This is a genomic window from Neobacillus piezotolerans (genome assembly GCF_003362805.1).
Lineage (GTDB): Bacteria > Bacillota > Bacilli > Bacillales > Cytobacillaceae > Bacillus_D > Bacillus_D piezotolerans.
The window spans coordinates 578,983-602,254 of sequence record NZ_QNQT01000001.1 but is presented as its reverse complement, the minus strand read 5'-3'; the positions used below and the strand labels follow the sequence as shown (position 1 = coordinate 602,254).

18 protein-coding genes and 1 other annotated feature are annotated in these 23,272 nt (G+C 49.2%); of the genes, 1 reads left to right on the top strand and 17 read right to left on the bottom strand.

What is annotated here, in order from left to right:
• Window positions 1–44 precede the first annotated feature (44 nt).
• Window positions 45–2,726, bottom strand: coding sequence for a cation-translocating P-type ATPase (locus DRW41_RS02840; RefSeq protein ID WP_115450436.1), 2,682 nt, complete (start codon window positions 2,724–2,726; stop codon window positions 45–47).
• A gap of 181 nt (window positions 2,727–2,907) precedes the next feature.
• Here DRW41_RS02840 and DRW41_RS02830 point away from each other — a divergent pair, with 181 nt between their 5' ends.
• Window positions 2,908–4,620 carry an Rqc2 family fibronectin-binding protein gene (locus tag DRW41_RS02830; protein WP_115450434.1) on the top strand — a complete coding sequence of 571 codons (1,713 nt, stop codon included), beginning with the start codon at window positions 2,908–2,910 and terminating at the stop codon, window positions 4,618–4,620.
• Window positions 4,621–4,704: 84 nt separating this feature from the next.
• On the opposite strand, the gene pyrE is transcribed toward DRW41_RS02830, so the two are convergent.
• The 16 genes from pyrE to DRW41_RS02745 all read right to left on the bottom strand — a co-directional run bounded on the left by pyrE (window position 4,705) and on the right by DRW41_RS02745 (window position 23,266).
• Entirely contained in the window at window positions 4,705–5,328 is a 624-nt protein-coding gene (pyrE, locus tag DRW41_RS02825) for an orotate phosphoribosyltransferase (RefSeq protein WP_115450433.1), read from the bottom strand.
• Window positions 5,325–6,044: an orotidine-5'-phosphate decarboxylase gene (gene pyrF, locus DRW41_RS02820; RefSeq protein WP_115450432.1), complete on the bottom strand. Its 720-nt coding sequence runs from the start codon at window positions 6,042–6,044 to the stop codon at window positions 5,325–5,327. The genes pyrE and pyrF overlap by 4 nt, the downstream gene beginning before the upstream one ends.
• Entirely contained in the window at window positions 6,013–6,954 is a 942-nt protein-coding gene (locus DRW41_RS02815) for a dihydroorotate dehydrogenase (RefSeq protein ID WP_115450431.1), read from the bottom strand. Before DRW41_RS02815 ends, pyrF begins: the two co-directional genes overlap by 32 nt.
• On the bottom strand, window positions 6,951–7,727 hold the full coding sequence (locus DRW41_RS02810; protein ID WP_115450430.1) for a dihydroorotate dehydrogenase electron transfer subunit: 777 nt from the start codon (window positions 7,725–7,727) through the stop codon (window positions 6,951–6,953). The genes DRW41_RS02815 and DRW41_RS02810 overlap by 4 nt, the downstream gene beginning before the upstream one ends.
• The gene (carB, locus tag DRW41_RS02805) at window positions 7,724–10,930 is read right to left on the bottom strand and encodes a carbamoyl-phosphate synthase large subunit (RefSeq protein WP_115450429.1); all 3,207 of its coding nucleotides are present in this window, start codon (window positions 10,928–10,930) and stop codon (window positions 7,724–7,726) included. Before carB ends, DRW41_RS02810 begins: the two co-directional genes overlap by 4 nt.
• A 2-nt stretch (window positions 10,931–10,932) precedes the next feature.
• A complete protein-coding gene (locus DRW41_RS02800) occupies window positions 10,933–12,015 on the bottom strand; it encodes a carbamoyl phosphate synthase small subunit (protein ID WP_115450428.1) in 1,083 nt (360 codons plus the stop codon).
• Entirely contained in the window at window positions 12,012–13,295 is a 1,284-nt protein-coding gene (pyrC, locus tag DRW41_RS02795) for a dihydroorotase (protein ID WP_115450427.1), read from the bottom strand. Before pyrC ends, DRW41_RS02800 begins: the two co-directional genes overlap by 4 nt.
• Entirely contained in the window at window positions 13,258–14,184 is a 927-nt protein-coding gene (locus DRW41_RS02790) for an aspartate carbamoyltransferase catalytic subunit (RefSeq protein WP_115450889.1), read from the bottom strand. The genes pyrC and DRW41_RS02790 overlap by 38 nt, the downstream gene beginning before the upstream one ends.
• A gap of 161 nt (window positions 14,185–14,345) precedes the next feature.
• Window positions 14,346–15,650 carry a solute carrier family 23 protein gene (locus DRW41_RS02785; RefSeq protein ID WP_115450426.1) on the bottom strand — a complete coding sequence of 435 codons (1,305 nt, stop codon included), beginning with the start codon at window positions 15,648–15,650 and terminating at the stop codon, window positions 14,346–14,348.
• Between the two features lie 225 nt (window positions 15,651–15,875).
• The gene (gene pyrR / locus DRW41_RS02780) at window positions 15,876–16,415 is read right to left on the bottom strand and encodes a bifunctional pyr operon transcriptional regulator/uracil phosphoribosyltransferase PyrR (RefSeq protein ID WP_115450425.1); all 540 of its coding nucleotides are present in this window, start codon (window positions 16,413–16,415) and stop codon (window positions 15,876–15,878) included.
• A 350-nt stretch (window positions 16,416–16,765) separates the two neighbouring features.
• Window positions 16,766–17,677, bottom strand: a complete 912-nt coding sequence (locus DRW41_RS02775) for an RluA family pseudouridine synthase (RefSeq protein ID WP_115450424.1) — start codon at window positions 17,675–17,677, stop codon at window positions 16,766–16,768.
• On the bottom strand, window positions 17,649–18,143 hold the full coding sequence (gene lspA / locus DRW41_RS02770; protein ID WP_115450423.1) for a signal peptidase II: 495 nt from the start codon (window positions 18,141–18,143) through the stop codon (window positions 17,649–17,651). Before lspA ends, DRW41_RS02775 begins: the two co-directional genes overlap by 29 nt.
• Before the next feature lie 218 nt (window positions 18,144–18,361).
• Window positions 18,362–21,133 (bottom strand): isoleucine--tRNA ligase, encoded by a 2,772-nt coding sequence (gene ileS, locus DRW41_RS02765; RefSeq protein ID WP_115450422.1) that lies wholly within the window; start codon window positions 21,131–21,133, stop codon window positions 18,362–18,364.
• Between the two features lie 74 nt (window positions 21,134–21,207).
• Window positions 21,208–21,446, bottom strand: a binding site (T-box leader).
• Between the two features lie 51 nt (window positions 21,447–21,497).
• Entirely contained in the window at window positions 21,498–22,013 is a 516-nt protein-coding gene (locus tag DRW41_RS02755; protein ID WP_115450420.1) for a DivIVA domain-containing protein, read from the bottom strand.
• A gap of 134 nt (window positions 22,014–22,147) precedes the next feature.
• On the bottom strand, window positions 22,148–22,921 hold the full coding sequence (locus DRW41_RS02750) for a YlmH family RNA-binding protein (protein WP_115450419.1): 774 nt from the start codon (window positions 22,919–22,921) through the stop codon (window positions 22,148–22,150).
• An 81-nt stretch (window positions 22,922–23,002) separates the two neighbouring features.
• Entirely contained in the window at window positions 23,003–23,266 is a 264-nt protein-coding gene (locus tag DRW41_RS02745; RefSeq protein WP_115450418.1) for a YggT family protein, read from the bottom strand.
• Window positions 23,267–23,272: the final 6 nt, after the last annotated feature.

The following is a 23,272-nucleotide window of genomic DNA, read 5'->3' as shown; positions in this document are numbered from 1 at the left end:
AGGCAATAGAGCCCACTCTACTACCTTTGTGATTATATCATACCTCATTTTGTTTTTCTTGCCAAAAATGTACCTGCCAGCAAAAAAGTTGGGATTGCGGACAGCCCGCAAATCAACAGCCAATCATTCGGCTTAATGGCGATCGTATGGAATACCGGCTGCAGCGGCGGATAATAAATGACCGCGACCATAAGGGCGGCCGATGATACAACCGACCAAACAAGATATTTGTTGCCAAAAGGATTCCTCGAAAGGACGGAAATTTCACTCCGGCAGTCGAATACATGAATAAGCTGGGCCAGGACGAGGGTGGCGAATGCGACTGTCCTTGCATACTCCAGCTGTTCGGGGTGCCTGTTGTAGATCGCCATAAAAGCGAGCAGCGTCACAATCCCAATCAAAAACCCCCTTGAGACAACCTTCCAGCCAAGGCCACGCGCGAAAACCCCTTCCCGCGGGCTTCTCGGTTTCCGCTTCATCACATTTTCTTCTGGCTTATCTAGGCCAAGCGCCATGGCGGGCAGCCCGTCTGTCACAAGGTTCACCCAAAGAATCTGGATGGGGACAAGCGGAAGCGGGAGGGCCAGGATCATCGCGAAAAGCATGACAAGGATTTCCCCGACATTAGAGGCAAGCAGGTACCGGATGAATTTCCGGATGTTTTCATATATATTCCGGCCCTCTTTGATAGCCGATTTAATTGTGGCGAAATTATCGTCAAGGAGGACAAGAGCGGAAGCCTCCTTGGCGACATCCGTTCCCGCTATCCCCATGGCAATCCCAATATCGGCGGCCTTGATTGCGGGAGCGTCATTTACGCCGTCGCCAGTCATAGCGACAATATGGCCCCGGTTTTGGAGCGCCTTGACAATTTTCAGCTTATGTTCCGGTGAAACGCGCGCGAATACCGAGATCTCCTCGACCACTTCTTCAAGTTCATCGACAGCCATTCCGGAAAGAGTCTTTCCATCCATAACCCGGCTGTTTCCGGCAAGGATTCCAAGCTGGCCCGCTATTGCCTTGGCCGTAATTATATGGTCTCCGGTAATCATGACCGTTATTATCCCTGCTTCACGGCATTCACGGACCGCATCCTTTACCTCCGGCCGTGGAGGATCGATCATTCCCTGTACGCCGATGAACGTCAATTCTTTTTCCGCTTCCCTTTCATTCAGGATGACCCGCCCGGCAGGCAAAGCTTTGTAGGCAACCGCTATCGTCCTCAACGCCTTTGACGCAAGGCTTTCGACAGCGGCAATCACCTCAGTCCTCGCTTCGCCAGCCATCGTTTGAACCCTTCCATCCTTAAGGATGCCGCTGCTGACCCCAATGAGGACATCAGGAGCGCCCTTTGTTACAATAAAGACCTTTCCCTGCCGGTCTTGGACGACGACACTCATCATCTTACGGGTGGAATCGAATGGAAACTCATTCAAAATCTTATATTCTTCGAGAAGTTTTTTTCTGTCATAGCCGGCTTTCATGGCGCTGACAAGGAGTGCCCCTTCCGTCGGATCGCCATCGAGTACAAGCTCCTCTTCTTTACGCGCCAGTTCGGAATGATTGCAAAGCATGCCAAACATTAAAAGCTGCTGCAGCGCTTTTTCGTTCCTGACCTGGACGGGCTGTTTGTTCTCCCCGAAAAAGCTGCCCTCCGGCTGATAGCCGATCCCGTCCACTGTCCAGCTTTTCCCGCCGCTCCACAGATGTGTTACAGTCATCTTGTTCTGAGTCATCGTTCCCGTTTTATCCGAACAGATGACCGATGCACAGCCAAGAGTTTCAACCGCGGGAAGCTTCCTCACAATTGCATTGCTCTTGATCATCTTCTGGACGCCAAGAGAGAGGGCAACCGTTACAATCGCCGGCAGCCCTTCCGGAATGGCCGCGACGGCGAGGGAGACTCCCGCCAAAACCATCTCGTACAGCCCATGTCCTTGAATAACGCCGATGACGACAACAAGCAATGTTAATAATAGCGCGACTGTTATAAGTATTTTCCCAAGCTGGGCAAGCCTTCTTTGTAAAGGTGTTTCCGCTGATTCCGCACTTTGGAGCAAGTCGGCGATCTGCCCCATCGCCGTTTTCATCCCTGTCGCTATAATGGTGCCAAGGCCGCTTCCCCTTGTCACCATCGTCCCCATAAATGCAATATTTCCCATATCACCAAGACCGGGGTTTGGCACAGAAAGAATACCGGCCTCCTTGGAAACCGGCACAGATTCTCCAGTAAGGGCAGATTCTTCGATTTCGAGGCTCTTCGATTCAATGATACGGACATCCGCCCCAATTCTATCCCCGCTTGAGAATTTGATAACATCACCGGGAACAGCTTCCCTCGATGGAATTTTCAGCCATTTTCCCTCACGGAGCACGTGGATTTGCGGCGCCGACAATTCCTTCAATGCCTGAAGCGATTTTTCGGCTTTTCTTTCCTGAAAAAAGCCGAGGCAGCCATTTATCAGTACAATCATAATAATTGCGATGGCGTCGATATACTCGCCCAGCAGCCCTGATATGAGCGTAGCGGCCAGCAGGACAAGGACCATAAAATCCTTGAACTGGCTTATGAACAGCAGCAGCGCGGATTGCTTTTCCCCTTCATCGAGCTCATTGTACCCGTGGATTTTTATCCGCTTTTGCGCATCCTCCAGGGATAATCCAGACGAATAGTCAGTATTCAGCGCCTCTTCCACCTGGCTTGCATTCATTTCATGGAATTTCATCCGGCCATCACGCTTCCCCCTTTGATTTTTCCATGGAAGGCCTTATCCTCCGGCATCCCATACTCTCAAGTAAGCTTATTCAGACTCGTCCAAAAAAATGCTAAAATAGAAGGAGCGAACGCGGCGGCGTTCCGCATCAATGCAAATTACATGAAAACTATTGAAAGCGAAGGTATTTCCAATGTCATTTGATGGATTATTTACAGGAGCAATGGCCGGCGAGCTCGCCAAAACACTCGCGGGCGGCCGGATTAATAAAGTTCAGCAGCCATATAAAAATGAAATCATCCTGGTTATAAGGGCAAACGGGGCCAATCACCGCCTCCTCCTGTCCGCCCACCCAAGCTACGCGCGGGTCCAATTGACTAGTGAAACACATGAAAACCCGAGTGAGCCTCCGATGTTCTGCATGCTCCTAAGGAAACATATCGAAGGCTATATCCTTGAAGATGTGCATCAATCCGGAACGGATAGAATTCTCATTTTTGAAATTAAGGGGCGAAACGAAATTGGCGATGTCAGCTACAAGCAGCTGATTGTCGAGATTATGGGGAAACACAGCAATATCATCCTTGTGGACAAAAGCAGGGAGATGATTTTGGACAGCATCAAGCATGTATCGTTCGCGGTGAATACACATAGGGCCATCCTTCCGGGCCAGCCCTACATAGCGCCGCCCACACAAAACAAATTGGATCCGTTCCTGGCGACGGAGGAAGATGTGCTGAAAGCGATTGATTTTAACAGCGGAAAGCTTGACCGGCAGCTCGTCGACGCTTTCTCTGGTGTGTCTCCGCTGTTTGCAAAGGAAGTGGTGTTTGAAAGCGGCCTTGCGAACAGGACTACTCTGCCGAAAGCTTTCGTATCAATGATGGCAAAGCTTCGTGAAGGCAGAATTGAACCTGCCATAACAGCTGGCCAAAACAAGGAGGCCTTTTACCTGTTCCCCCTACTCCATTTGAAAGGGGAACCGAGGATTTTTCCGACGTTGGGTTCAATGCTGGACCGCTATTATTTTGGCAAGGCGGAAAGGGACAGGGTAAAACAGCAGGCCGGGGATCTGGATAGGTTCATCGCGAATGAAAAAGAAAAGAATGAAAAGAAAATAGAAAAGCTGAAGAAAACCCTTAAGGACGCGGAAAAAGCAGAGGAATTCCAAAGATTCGGGGAGCTTTTGACAGCAAATATGCATGCTGCCAAAAAAGGCATGAAGGAAATCGAGGTGCTCAATTACTACGATGAGAATGGGGCGATGGCGGTTATTCCGCTCGACCCTCAAAAAACGCCATCCGAAAACGCGCAAAAATACTTTTCCAAATACCAGAAAGCCAAAAATGCGGTACTTGCGGTGAAGGAGCAAATTGAAAAGGCAGAAAAGGAGGCGGCTTACTTCGACGGACTGCTGCAGCAGCTTGATTCCGCCTCGCCAAGCGATATCGAAGAAATTAGGGAGGAGCTTGCGGAAGGGGGCTACATCAGGCAGCGTGCTAAAAAGAATGGCAAAAAACAAGCCAACTTGAAACCGGCGCTCGACAGCTATACTGCTTCGGACGGGACAGAAATCCTTGTCGGCAAAAACAACAAGCAGAATGATTACCTGACCGGAAAGCTGGCCGGAAGGGATGAAATTTGGCTCCACACGAAAGATATTCCTGGTTCCCACGTTGTCATCCGGAGCAAGGAGCCTTTTGAAGAAACACTTCGCGAAGCTGCGATGCTCGCAGCCTATTTTTCAAAGGCACGCAATTCAGGTTCCGTTCCAGTCGATTATACTCGTGTCCGGCATGTTAAAAAGCCAAATGGCTCGAAACCGGGATTTGTTATCTATGACAATCAAAAAACTGTCTATGTGACTCCGGATGAAGAAACCGTCCTGTCCCTAAAGAAAAAATGATTTTCCCGGCCCGTGCCGGCGGCGAAGGATTATTGTTAAATATCATAAGCCCGGCTTGGCCGGGCTTAAACTATTTGCGTGTATTTATTGCATCCATCCACTCGGGTTTTTGTACCATTCAATCAGAAGACCGAGTTCCTCTTCCTTGATATATCCTTCATCAGCCGCGATTTTAGCAAGTTCAGGGAAATCAGTGATCGTATATGTATTGAGGCCAGCCTCCGCAAGCTTCTGCTTCCCTTTATCGAGCCCGTAGGTAAAAATCGCCACAACCCCTAGCACCTCTGCACCCGCTTCCCGAAGCGCATGTGCAGCTGTAATCACACTTCCTCCGGTCGAAATAAGGTCCTCGATGATCACTGCCTTTTGCCCATGCTCAACCCTGCCTTCGATTTGATTGCCCTTTCCGTGGCCTTTCGCGCTTCCGCGGACATAACACATTGGAAGTTCCATCGCTGCGCTGATCCATGCAGCATGGGGAATTCCCGCTGTGGCAGTCCCTGCAATCACTTCAACATCCGGAAAATGCAAATGAATGAGAGAAATAAGCCCTTTTGCAATCTCCTTCCTGACTTCCGGATACGAAAGTGTCAGCCTGTTATCACAATAAATTGGCGACTTGATTCCCGACGTCCATGTAAACGGCTCGTTCGGCCTCAAGGTGACTGCATTGATTTCCAATAGTTGCGCTGCTATCGTTTTGCTCATCGTGTTGCTCCTTTCCAAGCTTCCATCCAAGTTTCATAGGCTTCAACAGGTTTGTCAGCCCTGATGATCGGCCTGCCTACCACAATGGCCGATATCCCGGCTTCGCGCGCCTTTTCAGGGGTCGCGACCCGTTTTTGATCCTGGTGGCTGTCGGTGCCCATCCTGATCCCCGGGGTCACCGTCAAAAATCCGTTCCCTTGCCTTTCCATGATCTTGCCTGCTTCCCATGCCGAGCAAACGACTCCATCCAGTCCAGCTGACTTTGCGAGAGCAGCATAATGCAATACAGATTCTTCAAGGGAAACAGGAATTAGCTGCTCAGCCTGCATCCTTGCTTCTTCTGTACTTGTAAGCTGTGTGACGGCAACACAGGCGGGCCGTGTTTCTCCAGCAGGCGTCCCGGCCTCTAGCCCTTCCATTGCCGCTTCCATCATTGCTCTTCCCCCGGCCGCGTGGACAGTTACCAGGTCACAGCCAAGGCTTGAAAGCGAACGCATCGCGCTCAAGACGGTATTTGGAATGTCGTGCAGCTTAAGATCAAGAAAGACGCGATGCCCCATTTCCTTCAATGTGTGGACTGTACGCGGACCTTCTTTGTAAAACAGCTCCATTCCGACTTTTAAAAAAAGGTTATGTTTATTAAAAGGCTCAAGGAATCTTTCAACCTCATTCAGGCTGCCAAAATCAAGCGCGATGATAAGCGGGTTGTCCTGCATTGTTCCAGCTCCTTCCCCTGCATTCAAGGATATGTTCGTAGCCTAATTCCCCAAGTAAGCCAGGCAGTTCTTCGATAATTTGCGGACAGATAAACGGATCTGTAAAGTTGGCCGTCCCAACCGCGACCGCGCTTGCCCCAGCGTAGAAAAATTCAATAACATCCGCGGCGGACTGGATGCCTCCCATGCCAATGATTGGCAGGCTGGTTTTCTGGCTTACTTCATAAATCATCCTTAAGGCAACCGGTTTGACTGCAGGACCCGAAAGTCCGCCGGTCCTGTTCGCAAGTATTGGCTTGGCTGTTTTCAGGTCGATTCTCATTCCGAGGAGGGTATTGATCATTGTGAGGCCGTCCGCGCCGCCGGCTTCCGCGGCAAGGGCGATTTCCACTATATTCGTTACATTTGGCGACAATTTAACATATACAGGAACATCTGAAGCATCCTTTACTTTTTTCGTCAGTTTCTTTAAAGTTTCAGGGTCTGTCCCAAATGCAATCCCGCCTTCCTTCACATTAGGGCAAGAAACATTCAGCTCAAGCGCATGGACATTTTCCGCCTTTGAAATATGCCTGGCGACTTCGATATATTCTTCTTCAGTGGAGCCTGCGATATTTGCGACAATCGGGACATTGAATTGCTCGAGCCATGGAAGTTCCGTGGCGAGGATTTCCTCATAGCCGGGATTTTGCAGGCCAATCGCATTCAGCATGCCCGAAGGGGTTTCAGCCACCCTTGGAGTCGGATTCCCGAACCGGGGCTCCCCGGTTGCCGCCTTGATCATGATCGCTCCCAGAATGTCCAAATCATAAAGCCGGCTATATTCCCTTCCAAAGCCAAAACAGCCGGAAGCAGGCATGACCGGATTTTTCAAGTTCAATCCAGGCAACGAAATATCAAGTTTCTTCATATTACTACCTCCCCAGCCCGGAATACCGGCCCGTCACTGCAAACTTTCCTGTATGAATGCCCGTTTTGGTCGTCCTGAACCCTGCAGACACACGCGAAGCAGGCCCCGATTCCGCATCCCATCCGTTCCTCAAGCGACAGGTATGCTTTTTTATCCGGAAATCCTTTCTCCAGCGCCTTAAGCATCGGTACGGGTCCGCAGGCAAATAGGGTATCAAATTCAAGCTGCTCCCCTGAAATGATATCCGTAACAAACCCTTTCCTGCCATATGAACCATCGGCTGTCGCGATAAAAGTCGGTCCCAGCAAGGCAAATTCTTTTTCATAAAAAACAGCAGAGGCCGTTTGGAAGCCAAGCACATGGACAACGTACACTCCATTTTCCACTAACTGGCGGGAGAGTTCATAAAGAGGCGGGACGCCGATTCCTCCGCCTACCAAAATGGCGGTTGTACCAGGCACTGCTTCGGAAACAGGAAATCCGTTCCCAAGAGGACCCAAAACATCCACTTCCATGCCTGGTCCACATTTGGATAAAAGGGCGGTTCCTTCACCAGATACACGAAAAATCATTGTAAAGCTTCCATTATCCCTGTCTATGGAAGCCAGGCTGATCGGCCGCCTCAATAGAGGACCCCCAGCCCCGCCGGTTTTAACATGAACGAACTGGCCGGGCTTTGCCTTGCTTGAAAGCCTTCCCTTTAACGTCAACTTGAAAACCGAGTGGGCAATTTGTTCCTGGCTGACAACTTTGCACATTTCTTTTGTAATCAAACCCGCACTTCCTCTCTTGCTGTTGGGCCAATAGCCACCGCTGAAAAATTCATCGACTGAACCACCTTCAGGATGGCTGAGGCCGTATCCAATGATGTAAGGCATGGTATTCCGTTTTCGACTGCTTCCCTGCGAATCCTGAAACCGTCGCGTTCTGGCTGTTTGCCTTTGGTCAATGTGTTGATAATGAACTGCACCTCGCCATTCCTGATGATGTCAAGGAGAGTCGGGCCATCAGAGCCGATTTTACCAGCCACCTTTACAGGTATTCCTTCCTGTTTAAGGACAGCCGCTGTACCGCTGGTCGCCATAATCCGATAGCCTTCTTCCGCGAAGCGTTTAGCCAGGATTGCGGCTTCCTTTTTATCCTTGTCCGCAACCGTAAGGAGGACTGCCCCGAATTGCCTTATGGAAATGCCGGAAGCAACCAGCCCTTTGTATAATGCTTTTTCTAGAGTATAGTCCTTGCCCATCACTTCGCCTGTTGATTTCATCTCTGGCCCAAGCGTAATATCGACATCTTTTAATTTAGCAAAAGAGAACACCGGGACTTTTACATATACCTCTTCTTTTTCTTTCAACAAGCCTGGGGAATAACCCTGTTCGCGCAGTGATACCCCAAGCATCGCTTTTGTCGCGATATTCGCCATTGGCACATTTGTAATCTTGCTAAGGAAAGGGACGGTCCTGCTCGAACGCGGATTCACCTCCAGCACATATATCCCGCTGTCTGCGAGGACAAACTGGATATTTAGGAGCCCAACAATGTTCAATCCCATTGCCAGTCTGGTTGTAAAATCCGTAAGCATAAGCCTGTTTTCGGCAGTCAGCGACTGCGGAGGATAAACCGCTATCGAGTCGCCAGAGTGGACCCCGGCCCGCTCGATGTGCTCCATTATTCCGGGTATGAGCACATCCGTCCCATCCGAAATCGCGTCCACCTCGATTTCCTTCCCGGTAATATAGCGATCTATTAAAACTGGATTTTCAGGATTGATCCTGACCGCATTGTGCATGTAATGAAGAAGGTCATCCTTTTGATGAACGATTTCCATCGCCCTTCCGCCAAGTACATACGAAGGCCTGACAAGAACTGGAAAGCCGATTTCTTCCGCAATTTCAACAGCTTCTTCAACGGAAAGGGCTGTTTTTCCAAGCGGCTGCGGTATCCCTAGTTCCACAAGGGCCTGTTCGAACTTATCCCGATTTTCGGCGCGGTCAATATCCTCCAACCTTGTTCCAAGAAGCTTTACCCCTCTTTCGGCAAGCCCAGAAGCTAGATTGATCGCCGTTTGCCCGCCAAACTGGACAACGACCCCAATCGGATTTTCAAGTTCAATAATATGCATGACATCTTCAACTGTAAGTGGTTCAAAATAAAGCTTATCGGAAATGCTGAAATCCGTTGAAACCGTCTCCGGGTTACTGTTAATGATGATCGCTTCGTAGCCTGCTTCCCGGATTGCTTTCACTGAATGGACGGTCGCATAATCGAATTCAATGCCCTGGCCGATTCTGATGGGACCGGAACCAAGAACCACGACACTTTGCCGGCCGCTTGCAATTGATTCATTTTCTTCTTCATATGTTCCATAGAAATATGGAGTCGCAGATTCAAACTCGGAAGCGCACGTATCGACCATTTTATATACAGGGATGATGCCTTGGGCCTTCCTCCATTTGGCGACAGTATGTACGTCGGTGCTCCAGAGCTCCGCGATTGTCCTGTCAGCAAAACCGCTTTGCTTCGCTTGCTTTGCGATTTCATACTCAAACGGATTGGCTTTCAGTTCATTCTTCAACTCTATGATTCCCATGAATTTTTTTAGGAAAAAGTAATCAATTTTGCTCCATTCATGGATGGTTTCAATTGTGACGCCCCGTTTCATGGCTTCTGCAATATAGAAGAGCCTTTCATCACCGGCCTTGCGGATCCGTTTCTTAATAATCTCTTCGGATACGCCTTCTCCTCCCGGGAGTCCGAAGTGGTACACGTTGGATTCGAGGGAACGGATTGCTTTCAGCAGCGACTCCTCGAACGTCCTGCCAATTGCCATGACCTCCCCGGTCGCCTTCATTTGTGTTCCGAGCGAGCGGTTGCCTGACTCAAATTTATCAAACGGCCATCTTGGTATTTTACAAACGATGTAATCAAGCGCGGGTTCAAAACTGGCATAAGTCTTTCCTGTCACTGGATTAATCATTTCATCGAGCGTTAGTCCGACAGCGATTTTGGCCGCCAATTTGGCAATCGGATAGCCTGTCGCCTTCGATGCGAGAGCGGAAGATCTGCTTACCCTTGGATTTACTTCGATAATATAGTAATGAAAGCTATCAGGATCGAGAGCCAGCTGTACATTGCAGCCTCCCTCAATTCCGAGCGCCCTGACAATTTTCAAAGATACATTTCGTAAAAGCTGGTACTCCCGGTCGCTTAGCGTCTGGCTCGGCGCAACCACAATTGAATCGCCAGTGTGGATGCCTACCGGATCAATATTCTCCATGTTGCAGACAACAATCGCCGTGTCATTCGCATCACGCATCACTTCATACTCGATTTCCTTATAGCCGGCGATGCTCTTTTCCAAAAGGCATTGGCTAACAGGACTGTTTTTCAATCCGCTAAGGACAACTTCCCCAAGCTCTTCAGGTGTGGAACAAATTCCGCCCCCAGTCCCTCCGAGCGTGAATGCGGGCCGAACAATCACCGGAAAACCAATCGATTCAGCAAACTCCCTGGCTTCAGCCAATGAATGGATAATGGCACTTTCAGGGACTGGCTCTCCAAGCTTATTCATCAAATTCCGGAACAATTCCCTATCCTCGGCCATCTCTATCGCATCAAGCTTTGTCCCGAGAATTTCAGTTCCACATTCTTCTAGCACGCCGGATTTTGAAAGCTCCACCGCGAGGTTCAAACCGGTTTGTCCGCCAAGCGTAGCAACCAGTGCGTCCGGGCGTTCTTTTCTGATAATGCGGGAAACAAATTCCACGGTAAGTGGTTCTATGTAGACTTTGTCGGCGATTTCGGCATCTGTCATGATTGTCGCAGGATTTGAGTTCACAAGGATAACTTTGTAGCCCTCTTCCTTCAGCGCAAGGCATGCCTGTGTTCCTGCATAATCAAATTCAGCGGCTTGACCAATGACGATCGGGCCTGAGCCAATGACAAGGATTGTGTTTATATCGGTACGCTTTGGCATGGTTACGCTCCTTCCTGCACATGCGAATCAATCATCGCCAAGAATTTGCAAAAGAGGCTGTTGGCATCTTCCGGCCCCGGCGATGCTTCTGGATGGAACTGGACGGTGTATGCCGGAAAATGTTTATGGCGTAGCCCTTCGATGCTTCCGTCGTTTACAGCAATATGAGTCACTTCCAAATCGGTTTCCGTTAGCGACTCCGGATTTACCGCAAACCCATGATTTTGGGATGTAATAACGACTTTACCTGTGGCCGTTTCCCTGACTGGATGATTCGAGCCTCTATGCCCGAACCGCATTTTTTGTGTATCGGCGCCGCAGGCCAGGGCAAAAAGCTGATGGCCAAGGCAAATCCCGAATACGGGAACTTTTCCAAGAATTCCATTCAGCATGTCAATTGCCTCCGGAACATCCTTTGGGTCTCCTGGCCCATTGGATAACATAATGCCATCAGGCCCGAGCTGAAGAATCTCTTCGGCGGAACTATTGTAGGGAACAACGGTCACGTCACAGCCCCGCTCGTTCAATTCGCGCAAAATGCCATGTTTCATGCCAAAATCGACAAGGACAATCCGTTTTCCCCGTCCCGGGCTTGGGTACGGATTTTTCGTAGATACGATTTTCACCTGGTCGCACTGCAGCGGTTCCTGACTTAGTCTAGCCGCGACTTCTAGAGGATTTTCATCAATTCCGCAAATAGTTCCCTTCATGGTTCCATGCATGCGAAGGATCCTCGTCAGCTTTCGTGTATCAATTCCCTTCAATCCGGGGATTTTCTTTATTTTCAAGTATTCATCAAGCGTGAATACGCTTCTCCAGTTCGAAGGAAATTCGGCGGCTTCTTTTACAATCAGCGCACTGGCAGCCGGATTGATCGACTCGAAATCATCCCGGTTTATCCCGTAATTCCCAATCAACGGATAGGTCAGGACAACAAGCTGGCCGCAATAGCTCGGGTCGGAAAGAATTTCCTGGTAACCAGTCATCCCTGTATTGAAAACAACTTCTCCCTTTGCTTCGTCCAGGCATCCAAAGCCTTCTCCGATAAATGAAGTTCCGTCTTCCAATACTAGCTGCCGCTTCATGCCTGACGGCTCCTTTCCCAGGCGACCTTTCCGGCTGAAATTGTCAATATCGGCCACCCTTTGCACGCCCAGCCCGCAAATGGCGTATTCTTTCCTTTGGACAAAAATTCGCGCGGGTTGATTTCCTTTTCCGTTTCAAGGTCCAGCAGGACAATATCTGCGGGAGAACCTTCTTCAAGCCTTCCGTATGGAAGCCCGAACGCATCAGCCGGTTTGATTGTCAAATAATCGATCAGCTGCCCGAGGCTGAATATTCCTTTTTCAACAAAATGGCTGTACAAAAGCGGAAAAGCTGTTTCAAGGCCAGTGATTCCAAATGGCGCCAGCTGCATTCCCTCCGCCTTTTCTTCTTCTGTATGGGGTGCGTGGTCGGTTGCGATAAAGTCGATTGTCCCATCAAGGAGCCCTTCAATTAAAGCCTCCTGATCGGCCTTTTCCCTCAGAGGAGGATTCATTTTATAATTGGCGTCAAGGCCGGGAATGTCATCCTCGCACAAAAGGAGATGGTGCGGGGTGACTTCCGCGGTGACACGGATGCCGGCGCGCTTCGCATCCCGGACAGCCCTGACAGATTCTTTTGTGCTGATGTGGCAAACATGATAGTGGCAGCCCGCCGCTTCGGCAAGCAGCACATCACGGGCGATATGGACGCTTTCGCACACGGAAGGCAGCCCGTTTAGTCCATGCTTTTTTGAAAAAGACCCTTCATGGACACAGCCTTTATTGATGAGCGAATCGTCTTCGCAATGGGCGACAATCGCCATATCAAACGCGGCCGCTTTTTTCATTGCCTCAAGCATCATCGCTGCCGTTTGCACTCCTACTCCGTCATCCGTAAAAGCGAACGCGCCTGCCTCCTTCAACTCTCCGAAGTTGGTCAGCTCCCTGCCCAATTCACGGATCGTAATCGAGGCGTATGGAAGCACCCGGACAGCGGCGGTTTCTGCAATCCTTGCCTGCAGCCAGGCCAGCTGCTCTTTCGAATCCGGAACGGGCCTTGTATTCGGCATCGCGGCCACTGTTGTGAAGCCGCCTTTCGCCGCGGCGAGCGTTCCTGATTCAATAGTTTCTTTCTTCTCCCCACCGGGCTCGCGGAGATGGACATGGAGGTCGATGAAACCGGGCGCCGCCAAATATCCATCCCCATCAATGATCCTGTCCGCCTCCAGATTTAGTTCATGGCCAATTTTCGCAATCGTCCCATTTTCTATGAAAATATCAGTTTTATTAAATCCTGTTTGTTTATCTTGCAACCGCACGTTTTTCAGCAAAAGCTTCATGGTACCTACCCCCTATTTTGTGGGCAAGCGCCCTCTTTAACACAGCCATCCGTACATATACGCCATTTTCCATCTGTTTAAAAATCCTCGAACGATCTGATTCCACAAGGATGGAGGCAATTTCTACATCCCTGTTGACCGGGGCTGGATGCATGATAATGCTTCCGGGCTTCATAAGCTTTTCCCTTTCAAGGGTAAGTCCGTATTCGCGGTGGTAATCTTCCTTCGATATCCCTGAATGTCTTTCATGTCGTTCGTGCTGAATCCTGAGGAGCATGACGACATCCGCCGTCTTTACCGCCCTGTCAATCGGCTCATAATTTGTATTCTCGTCGAACCACTCCTGCGGACCGGAAAAAACTACTTCGGCACCGAGCTTTTTCAAGGCGACGGCATTGGAATGAGCAACCCTGCTATGCCTGATGTCTCCGACAATCGCAACCTTCAAACCTGCGAACCTGCCAAACTCCTGCCTGATTGTCATAAGGTCGAGGAGCGACTGTGTCGGATGGTGTCCACAGCCGTCTCCGCCATTCAAGATCGGGATTCTGCAGCCCTCTATGAGTTCATCATAGTACTGGTCTGCCGGATGCCGGATAATCACCGCATCGACTCCAATCGATTCCAATGTGCGGACCGTGTCATATAGCGTTTCGCCCTTAAGCGCGCTTGAAGCACTCGCCTCAAACTGGATGACTTCAAGGCCAAGTTTCCGCTCCGCGACTTCAAAGCTGCACTTTGTCCTTGTGCTTGGTTCAAAGAAAAGATTCGAAACAAACGCCTGCCTTAGCGGAGTCCAGATTGCCCCTTTGGAAAACCCTTCTGCCTCATCAATCAGTGTGTGGATTTCTTCCGGCTGCAAGTCAGCCATTGTTAGTAGATGTTTGATCATTTGTACATTCCTCCCCAGATTTTGTGCTTTAGGGCGAAAGAAAACGCCCTCGGCGGTAGCCTGGGCGCATGATTTTCCCTATGCCTGGAAGTCAAATTCCCGGGCACTAGGGCGTGCACCCTTACCGGACTCACGGGACCGGTTTAAAAGGTGGTACCTTATGCAGATTGTTTGTCTGATGAAGCTTCGAACATGTCTTCTTTTACTGGCTCTCTTCCAGGCAGGATCAGGTTCAGCAATACCCCGAGGATTGCCGCGAGCGCCATTCCCTGGATTTCGAAGCCGCTTGTTATCTTGATGAACGCCCCTCCGATGCCGACTACAAGGATGACGGATGAGATGATAAGGTTCCTATTGTTGCCAAAATCAATGTTGTTGTCAACAAGCATCCTCAGGCCGGAAGAAGCGATTATACCGAAAAGCAGGATGGAGACGCCGCCCATGACTGCCGGCGGGATTGAGCCGATTAGCGCGGTGATCGTTCCGCTGAAACCGAATATGATTGCCGCCACCGCCGCGCCAGCGATTACATACACGCTATATACCTTTGTAATCGCAAGGACGCCGATGTTTTCACCGTAAGTTGTTTTCGGCGGGCCGCCAATCAGCGCGGAAATCATTGTCGCTGTACCGTCACCCAAAATGGAGCGATGCAGGCCTGGCTGTTTAATGTAATCCCGGCCAACTACCTTACTGAGAACGAGCTGGTGGCCGATATGTTCAGAAATCGTCACGACCGCGACCGGAACCATCAAGAGTACGAGATCCAAAGTAATTTTTATTTTATAATCAACAAACGGAATGATGAAATCAGGCATTACAAAAAGATTCGCTTCTACTACCTTTGAGAAATCGACCAGACCCACTGCCAGCGAATACACATATCCGATAATAATTCCCGCAAGGATTGGAATGATGCTTAGTACCCCCCTCGCATAAATCGAGAATATTATAGTGGAAATAAGCGTAACAAGAGCCGCCGAGAAATGCAGCATGCTGTAATTATTGATGTCTTGCAATGTATTCATCGCCATCCCGACTGCGGTTCCTGCCAGTGAAAGGCCAATGACCATGATAACCGGGCCAACTACGATTGGAGGAAGAAGATTCATGATCCAGCGATGGCCCGCCTTCTTAATGATTAAGGCGACGATGCCGTATACGAGGCCAGCCATGAAGCTGCCAATCATCGCGCCCCCAGGGCCGCCCATTACCTTCGCGCCGATTATCGGTGTAATAAAGGCGAAGGATGAACCGAGATACGCTGGTACCTGCCATTTTGTAATTGCCAGGAAGGCCAATGTGCCAAGGCCACTCGAAATGAGCGCGATCGCCGGGCTTAAATCGACGAGGTAAGGCACAAGGATCGTCGCGCCAAACATTGCGAACAAGTGCTGAAGGCTTAGTGTAAGCATCTGGCCGAACCTTGGTTTTTCGTGTACATCCAGGATTGGATTGTTCATTCTTTTCTCCTCCATTTTTTAAAAAAAGTCTGGGTTCTGTCTCTTTTTTGCTTAAAACTTTGAAAAAAAAACCTCCCTGCAGCCTAGGCGCAAGGAGGTTAAAATGCACGCCGGACATCTCGGTCATTCCGGCTTCAGACAGTCCACACCCGTGGCCCGCCCGGCATTTCCCCCTTTGCAGGCTCTCTGGACTGCGTTTAAAAGGGATATTCGGTTGGGTTTTGCTTATTCGTATATACTCACCTGGTCGCTTCCGTCAACTTCTTCGAGCTCGACGACAATCCGTTCGGAACTTGAGGTCGGGATATTTTTGCCGACATAATCCGCCCTGATCGGCAATTCTCGGTGGCCCCTGTCCACAAGCACCGCCAACTGGATTTGAGCCGGCCTCCCGAGGTCCATGATGGCATCCATGCCTGCCCTGACTGTCCTGCCTGTATAAAGGACATCATCGACAAGGATCACTTTCTTATCCTTCACCCCTCCAGGGATATCGGATCCCTTCACATGCGGCTCCTGATCCTCGGTTACTTTTGTCAGGTCATCCCTGTACAAAGTGATATCGAGTTCGCCGGTAGCCACCGAAGCCCCTTCGATTTCACGAATCCTTTCAGCAAGGCGCTCCGCGATGTAAACGCCTCGTGTCCGGATTCCGACTACGACACAGTCTTCAATTCCCTTATTTTTTTCAATGATTTGGTGGGCAATCCTTGTAAGCGCCCTTCTAATTGCCTGTTCATCCAGCACAAGTGCTTTCTGGCCCATCTTTCTACCTTCTTTCTATTAGGGCTTAGTTAATCAGTCCTTGTTGATTTCCGCTCCAGCCAGACGCTTTCCGCGGTGCGTCTTTGGTGCATCTCTGCGCTATCGCCCAGGGTCTCCACCCTGCGCTCCATCCCGCCGGAAGCTGTGCCTTCGCTTTTAATCAACATCGACGCAGCCTTCCTCTAAAGAAGGGCATAAAAAAACCTCCCGCAGCTTGTGGGAGGTTGGAAAATCGCATGTAGCCACATGCCCTCTTGGGCCTGTGTAAATCCGTTCCTTCCCAGCCTCACTGGACTGCATTTAAAGGGCTTATTAACTTATAGTTATACTACTTGAACCTTTTCTCCGTGTCAACCGTTTTTGCGTAAATCTTCAAGAAGATTGTCGAAATATCCTGGCAACGGGGCTTCGAATTCAAGATACTCCCCTGTCCTTGGGTGCTTAAAGCCAAGGATTCCCGCATGGAGAGCCTGGCCGCCAATATCAAGCGTTTTTTTCGGTCCATATTTTGGGTCACCCGCAAGCGGGTAGCCAATATATTTCATATGGACTCTTATCTGATGGGTCCTTCCTGTTTCAAGCTGGCATTCAATAAAGGTGAAATGGCCCAGCCGCTCAAGGACATGGAAATGTGTCACGGCATGTTTTCCGTTGTCCACGACGGTCATGCTTTGGCGGTCCTTCGGGTCCCTTCCGAGAGGTGCGTCGACCGTTCCATAATCGTGGGGTATGCTTCCGTGAACAATTGCTTTGTACTTTCTTGTGACTGAGTTTTCAACGAGCTGGTTTACGAGGCTTTCATGTGCCATATCATTTTTCGCAACCATCAGAAGGCCCGATGTATCCTTATCGATCCTATGGACAATCCCCGGCCTCAAGACGCCGTTTATCCCGGAAAGATCCTTGCAATGGTACATGAGGCCATTTACAAGCGTCCCTGTCAAATGGCCGGGTGCGGGATGGACCACCATCCCTTTAGGTTTGTTCACCACTAGGACGTCCCCGTCTTCATAGTAAATCTCGAGGTCCATTTTTTCAGGAATCGCATCGAGCTCTTCAGGTTCAGGGATCGATATTTCAATAACATCGTGTTCTGCGCATTTATAATTCGTTTTTACCGGCTTTCCATTTACAAGCACATCGCCGTCTTTTATCCATTGCTGGACCTGGGTCCGGGACCAGTCTGCATTTAGGCTTGATATAGCCTTGTCTATTCTGTCACCCTTTTCGCGTTCAGCGATGGTGTGTACCATTTTTTCCATATGTTTTCTCCTTTTTGCTTTCGCGCTCTTCTTTCAGCATCTGGAACATCAAAAGGATGACGCCGATTACCAGCGCTGAATCAGCAATGTTGAATACGGGGAAATTGTAGCTGAAAATGAACGTGTGGATAAAATCGACCACTTCCTGCCGGTAAACCCGGTCTATAAAGTTTCCAATCGCCCCGCCGAGCATAAAGCCAAGCGATACTCCTAAAAGCATATTTTCCCCCGCGGCTTTTCGGATGTAGTAAACGATTCCTATTATAACTACAATGGTAATCACATAAAAGAACCACATTTGCCCTTGGAGGATTCCCCATGCAGCACCCCTATTCCTATGTGAGGTAATATATAGGAAATCGTTGATCACAGGGATGCTGTCCCCGATATTCATGTTTTTTACAATCAGCCATTTCGTAAATTGGTCAAGTGCAATAATAAATCCCGCAATCAGGTAATAAAACACCAACTAAACCCTCCACATCTTCTCGATGACTTCTTATGCATTTTAGCATAAACAAGCCTACTACCACAATCACAGGCAGCCAAACCATTTCCCATGGACAAAATGCCCTAGGACTCCTCGAAAAGTTCGGTGATCAATAAAGTTCTATTCCGTAATTCCTCTGCCATAAAAAACAGCCGCCCTGCAAAAAGCAGGCGCGGCCTACATTTATTAATCAATTAAGCCTCAGCAGGATATGATTCCTTCACAACACTCGCGCATCTTGCACAAAGGGTTGGATGGTCAGGATCCGAGCCAATATCGGTTGTAACAACCCAGCACCTGTCACATGTCTCGCCTTCCGCTTTCGTAATCACAATGGAAGCTGTCTCCAGTTTCAGGGCCTCTTGGGGAGCCTGTTCAACTTCGCCCGCCACTTCAAATCCTGAAACGATGAATAGCTGTTTCAGATCTTCTTCGATGGAATCGAGGAGCTCCCTCGTTTCGCCATTAACATAAAGGGTAACTTTCGCGGTAAGCGACTTTCCAATCACTTTTTCATTTCGGGCTTCTTCGAGCGCTTTTAGGACATCATCCCGAAGCTTCATGAACGCCGACCATTTTTCAATAAGTGCGTCAGCATTTGGATACTCCTTATATTCAGGCATATCGGTCAACTGGACGCTCTCTTCTTTAACTCCTGGAATGAATTCCCAAACCTCGTCCGCAGTATGGGACAAAATCGGGGAAACGAGTTGTGTCAGAGATACGAGCGATTCATAAAGAACTGTTTGAATGGCGCGCCTCGACTTGTTATCTTTTGCCTCGATGTAAAGGATATCTTTTGCAAAATCAAGGTAGAACGCACTCAGGTCAAGCGTGCAGAAATTATTGACCGCATGGTAAATTCCCGAGTATTCATACTTATCATAAGAAGTTCTCACCTGCTTAATGAGCTTGTTCAACTTGACGAGCATGAACTGGTCAACCTCTCGAAGCTCGCCATAGGAAAGAGCATCTGTTTCCGGATTGAAATCAGCCAGGTTTCCGAGCAGGAATCGGAATGTATTCCTGATTTTCCTGTATACTTCGGCAACCTGCTTCAAGATTGCATCGGATACGCGAACATCGGATTGGTAATCGACCGAAGCGACCCAAAGGCGTAGGATGTCGGCTCCCATCTGTTTCATGATTTTTTCAGGAACCATGACGTTCCCCAGGGACTTGCTCATTTTCCGGCCTTCCCCGTCCAGGACAAATCCATGGCTCAATACCCCTTTGTACGGTGCTTTGCCTGTCACGGCCACAGCGGTTGAAAGGGAAGAGTTGAACCAGCCCCTGTATTGGTCAGAGCCTTCCAGATAAAGGTCTGCGGGACGCTGCAGGTCATCCCTTTCTTCAAGCACGGCTTGATGGGAAGAACCGGAGTCAAACCAAACATCCATGATGTCGGTTTCCTTTGTAAATGTCCCATTCGGAGATCCCGGATGCGTAAACCCTTCAGGCAGGAGATCCATGGCTTCCCTTTCAAACCAAACATTCGAACCGTGTTCACGGAATAAGTTTGAAACATGCCCGATTGTTTCATCTGTAATGATAGGCTCGCCATTTTCAGCATAAAAAACAGGGATCGGCACGCCCCAGACACGCTGGCGGGAAATACACCAGTCGCCGCGGTCACGGACCATATTGAACAGTCGGGTTTCCCCCCATGCCGGAACCCACTCGGTTTCTTTGATTGCTTCAAGCAGATCGCTCCGGAAATCCTTGATCGAAGCGAACCACTGGGCGGTGGCCCGGAAAATTACCGGTTTTTTTGTCCGCCAATCGTGCGGATATGAGTGTGTAATGAACGATAGCTTTAGCAGGGCGCCGGCTTCGTCCAGCGCCTGTGTAATCGGCTTGTTGGCTTCATCGTAAAACACCCCTTCAAAGCCTTCAGCCTCAGCAGTCATGTAACCTTTGTCATCCACAGGGCAAAGCACGTCAAGGCCATATTTCTGTCCTACATAAAAGTCATCTTCCCCGTGTCCAGGCGCGGTGTGTACACAACCGGTTCCTGCATCGGTCGTTACGTGCTCGCCAAGCATGACAAGGGAATCCCTGCCGTAAAGCGGGTGGGCAGCTGTAATGGATTCAAGGTCGCTTCCTTTTACTTTCTGGACTACTTCATAGGAATCCCAGCCAATTTCCTTAACTACCGACTCAAGTAGGGCCTCGGCTACAAGGTATTTCTTTCCTCCAGCGGAAACAACCGAATACACGAGATCCGGATGCACGGAAATTCCTAGGTTCGCGGGAATGGTCCACGGTGTTGTCGTCCAAATCACAATGCTCGTGTCTGTATCAAGAACGCCTTTTCCATCTTTCACTTTGAATCCCACATAAATGGAAGGCGACTTTTTATCCTTATATTCAATTTCAGCCTCCGCGAGCGCGGATTCACTTGATGGAGACCAGTAGACAGGCTTTTTCCCTTTGTAAATATAACCCTTTTTAGCCATTTCACCGAACACCTTAATTTGCTGTGCTTCGTATTCAGGTTTCAAGGTGATATATGGGTTTTCCCAGTTTCCCCTTACACCCAGGCGCTTGAACTGCTGCCTTTGGCTGTCGATTTGGCCGAGCGCATATTCTGTGCAAAGCTGCCTGAATTCAGCAACTGTCATTTCTTTTCGTTTAACGCCCTTATTTGTAAGTGCCTGTTCAATTGGCAGGCCATGAGTATCCCAACCGGGAACATATGGCGCGTTGTAGCCTGTCATGGACTTGTGGCGGACAATGATATCCTTCAGGATTTTGTTAAGGGCATGCCCCATATGGATATCGCCGTTCGCATATGGAGGGCCGTCGTGGAGTACATACATCGGGCGGCCTTTTGTCCGCTCCTGCACCTTTTTATAAATATCCTCTTCTTCCCATTTCGCCTGGATTTCAGGCTCCCTCTTCGGAAGGTTGCCCCGCATAGGGAAATCCGTATTCGGCATCAACAATGTGTCTTTGTAATCCATTTTCTTTTCCTCCTGAATCATTCTGGCCATTATCGTGGGACGTTCTCGTCAAAATAAAAAACCTCCCCATCCCAAATAGGGACGAGAAGGTTTTGATTTCCCGCGGTACCACCCTGATAGGCAGCGTGTAACCGAGCTGCCCGCTCGAACATCCGTAACGTGGAATAGCACGCCGCAGCTTACTTGGCTAAATTTAAGCCTTTCAGTGCGGGACTCATGGGTGATTTTCCAATCCCGGCTTTTACCGGCTTCCACCAGCCCCGGCTCGCTAAAAAAGCTTTAGGAATTGTACTGTCCCTTTCATTGCCTGTGTGTCTTTTTAATTCTTCTATTAGGAAATTATATGCCATCTGGAAGGCATCCGTCAAGCGAGCGAATCCTCTTCCTCACTGGCCCTCAGTTCGGTCGCGTCCAGCTTATAGTCTAGGAGGTGATCCCAGTCATCATTGTTGATCATATCAAGCTGCGCTTCAATGAGCATTTTAAAGCGCGTCCTGAATACTTTGGATTGTTTCTTCAAGTCTTCGATTTCAAGGGCGATTTTGCGCGCTTTCGACAGGGATTCGTTAACAATCCTGTCCGCATTCTTCTCGGCTTCCTTAATGATAAGCTTGGCTTCTTTCTGGGCGATTCGCTTAACTTCCTCGGCTGCTTCCTGCGCAATGATAATGGACTTGTTCAGCGTTTCCTCAATATTGGTAAAATGGCCGAGACGGTCATTCATATCATTCAGGCGCTCTTCCAATTCCTTTTTTTCGCGGAGGATCAATTCATAATCCTTGATTACCTGATCGAGAAATTCGTTTACTTCGTCTTCATCATACCCCCGGAATCCTTTTGTGAATTCCTTATTGTGTATGTCCAATGGTGTTAATGGCATGACGCCACCTCCCTAATTGAGTATCGTTCTTTATGCAGGCAGGCCGGGCTGTTTTTGTCCCAGGCTTGTTTGCTATGTATTTTATTAATTTAAATTCGACAGGAACAGGCATATTCCTTCATTTGGCATTAAATTTATTTTTGTTTTCCGGCAATAATCCGCCATTTTTCTTTTTTTGTTTTTCCCTCTATGGCAATCAGCCTTGATCTTCCATATCCCCTGGCAGATATCATGTCACCTTCGCATATCTCGAAAGCAGGATTGGCCGCCTCGGCCCAATTGACCTTGACGAGCCCCTGCTGGATGAATAGCTGGGCTTTTTGCCTGGATATATGATGGATGGCGGCAAGAACGGCGTCCAATCTGAGGGAACTGACGGTCATTGTGTCTTCTGTCCATGCCTCCGCCGGTTCAAGTGCTTGTTCCATTGGGATTTCGCTTAAACTCACCGACGCCCTGCCAATCGATTCAACCTGCATTTTCACAAAATCAGCCACCTCGGAGGCGCATAAAAACTGGGCTTTCCCTTCCCCGTTGAGGATATCCCCGAACTTACCCCGTTTCAGCCCGAGTGACATAAGGGTTCCGAGAACCTGGGGATGTTCGATTGTTACGAATTTCGAGGGATAACGGATATCAATCAAGCTGATTTGGAATTCATCCAGGGCGGCTTCGGCATAATCCGGAAGCAAAAGCGCGCGTTTTCGTTCAACATAGTCCGGGCCTCCCCAGAATGCCACCCGGACTTCCCCAGTTTCCCCGATGAGCATTTTTAGGATGTGCTGTTCCCTCGGGTCTAGAAAGTCGGTTAATTTCACTGAATACGAAGATTCCACCTGGCTTTTCCATTGCAGTGCCTGATCGATGAATTCCCTTTCCCCCGGCCTGAAATGCTGGTAAATGTTCATATGTTTACTCCTATATTGCAAGGTCCCTTACGAAAAAAGGACTGGCTGCATATGCCAGCCCGCCTAAAGGCGATGCGCCCACTAATAAAACCAGGTAAACACCCTTTGCAGGCCATGCATCGCAAATTGAAGGACAAGGATGGCGACAATCGGAGAAATGTCAATCATTCCTAGTGGAGGGATAAACCTTCTGAATTGCTCAAGATACGGCTCGCAAATCCTTGCAAGGAACTGGCCGATGGCAGTCCCTCTCGCATTCGGGAACCAGGACATTAATATGTAGATAATTAAAGCCCAAATATATAAATCAATGATTGTTGTCAATAATTTTGCAACTGTTACCATTAACTC

What these genes read in the sequence shown, in the direction of transcription:
- carB (WP_115450429.1), bottom strand. Translation starts at nt 10,930, where the DNA reads ATGCCAAAGCGTACCGATATAAACACAATCCTTGTCATTGGCTCAGGC.
- DRW41_RS02755 (WP_115450420.1), bottom strand. Translation starts at nt 22,013, where the DNA reads ATGCCATTAACACCATTGGACATACACAATAAGGAATTCACAAAAGGA.
- DRW41_RS02840 (WP_115450436.1), bottom strand. Translation starts at nt 2,726, where the DNA reads ATGAAATTCCATGAAATGAATGCAAGCCAGGTGGAAGAGGCGCTGAAT.
- DRW41_RS02775 (WP_115450424.1), bottom strand. Translation starts at nt 17,677, where the DNA reads ATGGAAAAAATGGTACACACCATCGCTGAACGCGAAAAGGGTGACAGA.
- DRW41_RS02800 (WP_115450428.1), bottom strand. Translation starts at nt 12,015, where the DNA reads ATGAAGCGGCAGCTAGTATTGGAAGACGGAACTTCATTTATCGGAGAA.
- pyrR (WP_115450425.1), bottom strand. Translation starts at nt 16,415, where the DNA reads ATGGGCCAGAAAGCACTTGTGCTGGATGAACAGGCAATTAGAAGGGCG.
- pyrE (WP_115450433.1), bottom strand. Translation starts at nt 5,328, where the DNA reads ATGAGCAAAACGATAGCAGCGCAACTATTGGAAATCAATGCAGTCACC.
- ileS (WP_115450422.1), bottom strand. Translation starts at nt 21,133, where the DNA reads ATGGATTACAAAGACACATTGTTGATGCCGAATACGGATTTCCCTATG.
- DRW41_RS02745 (WP_115450418.1), bottom strand. Translation starts at nt 23,266, where the DNA reads ATGGTAACAGTTGCAAAATTATTGACAACAATCATTGATTTATATATT.
- pyrF (WP_115450432.1), bottom strand. Translation starts at nt 6,044, where the DNA reads ATGCAGGACAACCCGCTTATCATCGCGCTTGATTTTGGCAGCCTGAAT.
- DRW41_RS02750 (WP_115450419.1), bottom strand. Translation starts at nt 22,921, where the DNA reads ATGAACATTTACCAGCATTTCAGGCCGGGGGAAAGGGAATTCATCGAT.
- DRW41_RS02785 (WP_115450426.1), bottom strand. Translation starts at nt 15,650, where the DNA reads ATGAACAATCCAATCCTGGATGTACACGAAAAACCAAGGTTCGGCCAG.
- DRW41_RS02830 (WP_115450434.1), top strand. Translation starts at nt 2,908, where the DNA reads ATGTCATTTGATGGATTATTTACAGGAGCAATGGCCGGCGAGCTCGCC.
- pyrC (WP_115450427.1), bottom strand. Translation starts at nt 13,295, where the DNA reads ATGAAGCTTTTGCTGAAAAACGTGCGGTTGCAAGATAAACAAACAGGA.
- DRW41_RS02815 (WP_115450431.1), bottom strand. Translation starts at nt 6,954, where the DNA reads ATGAAGAAACTTGATATTTCGTTGCCTGGATTGAACTTGAAAAATCCG.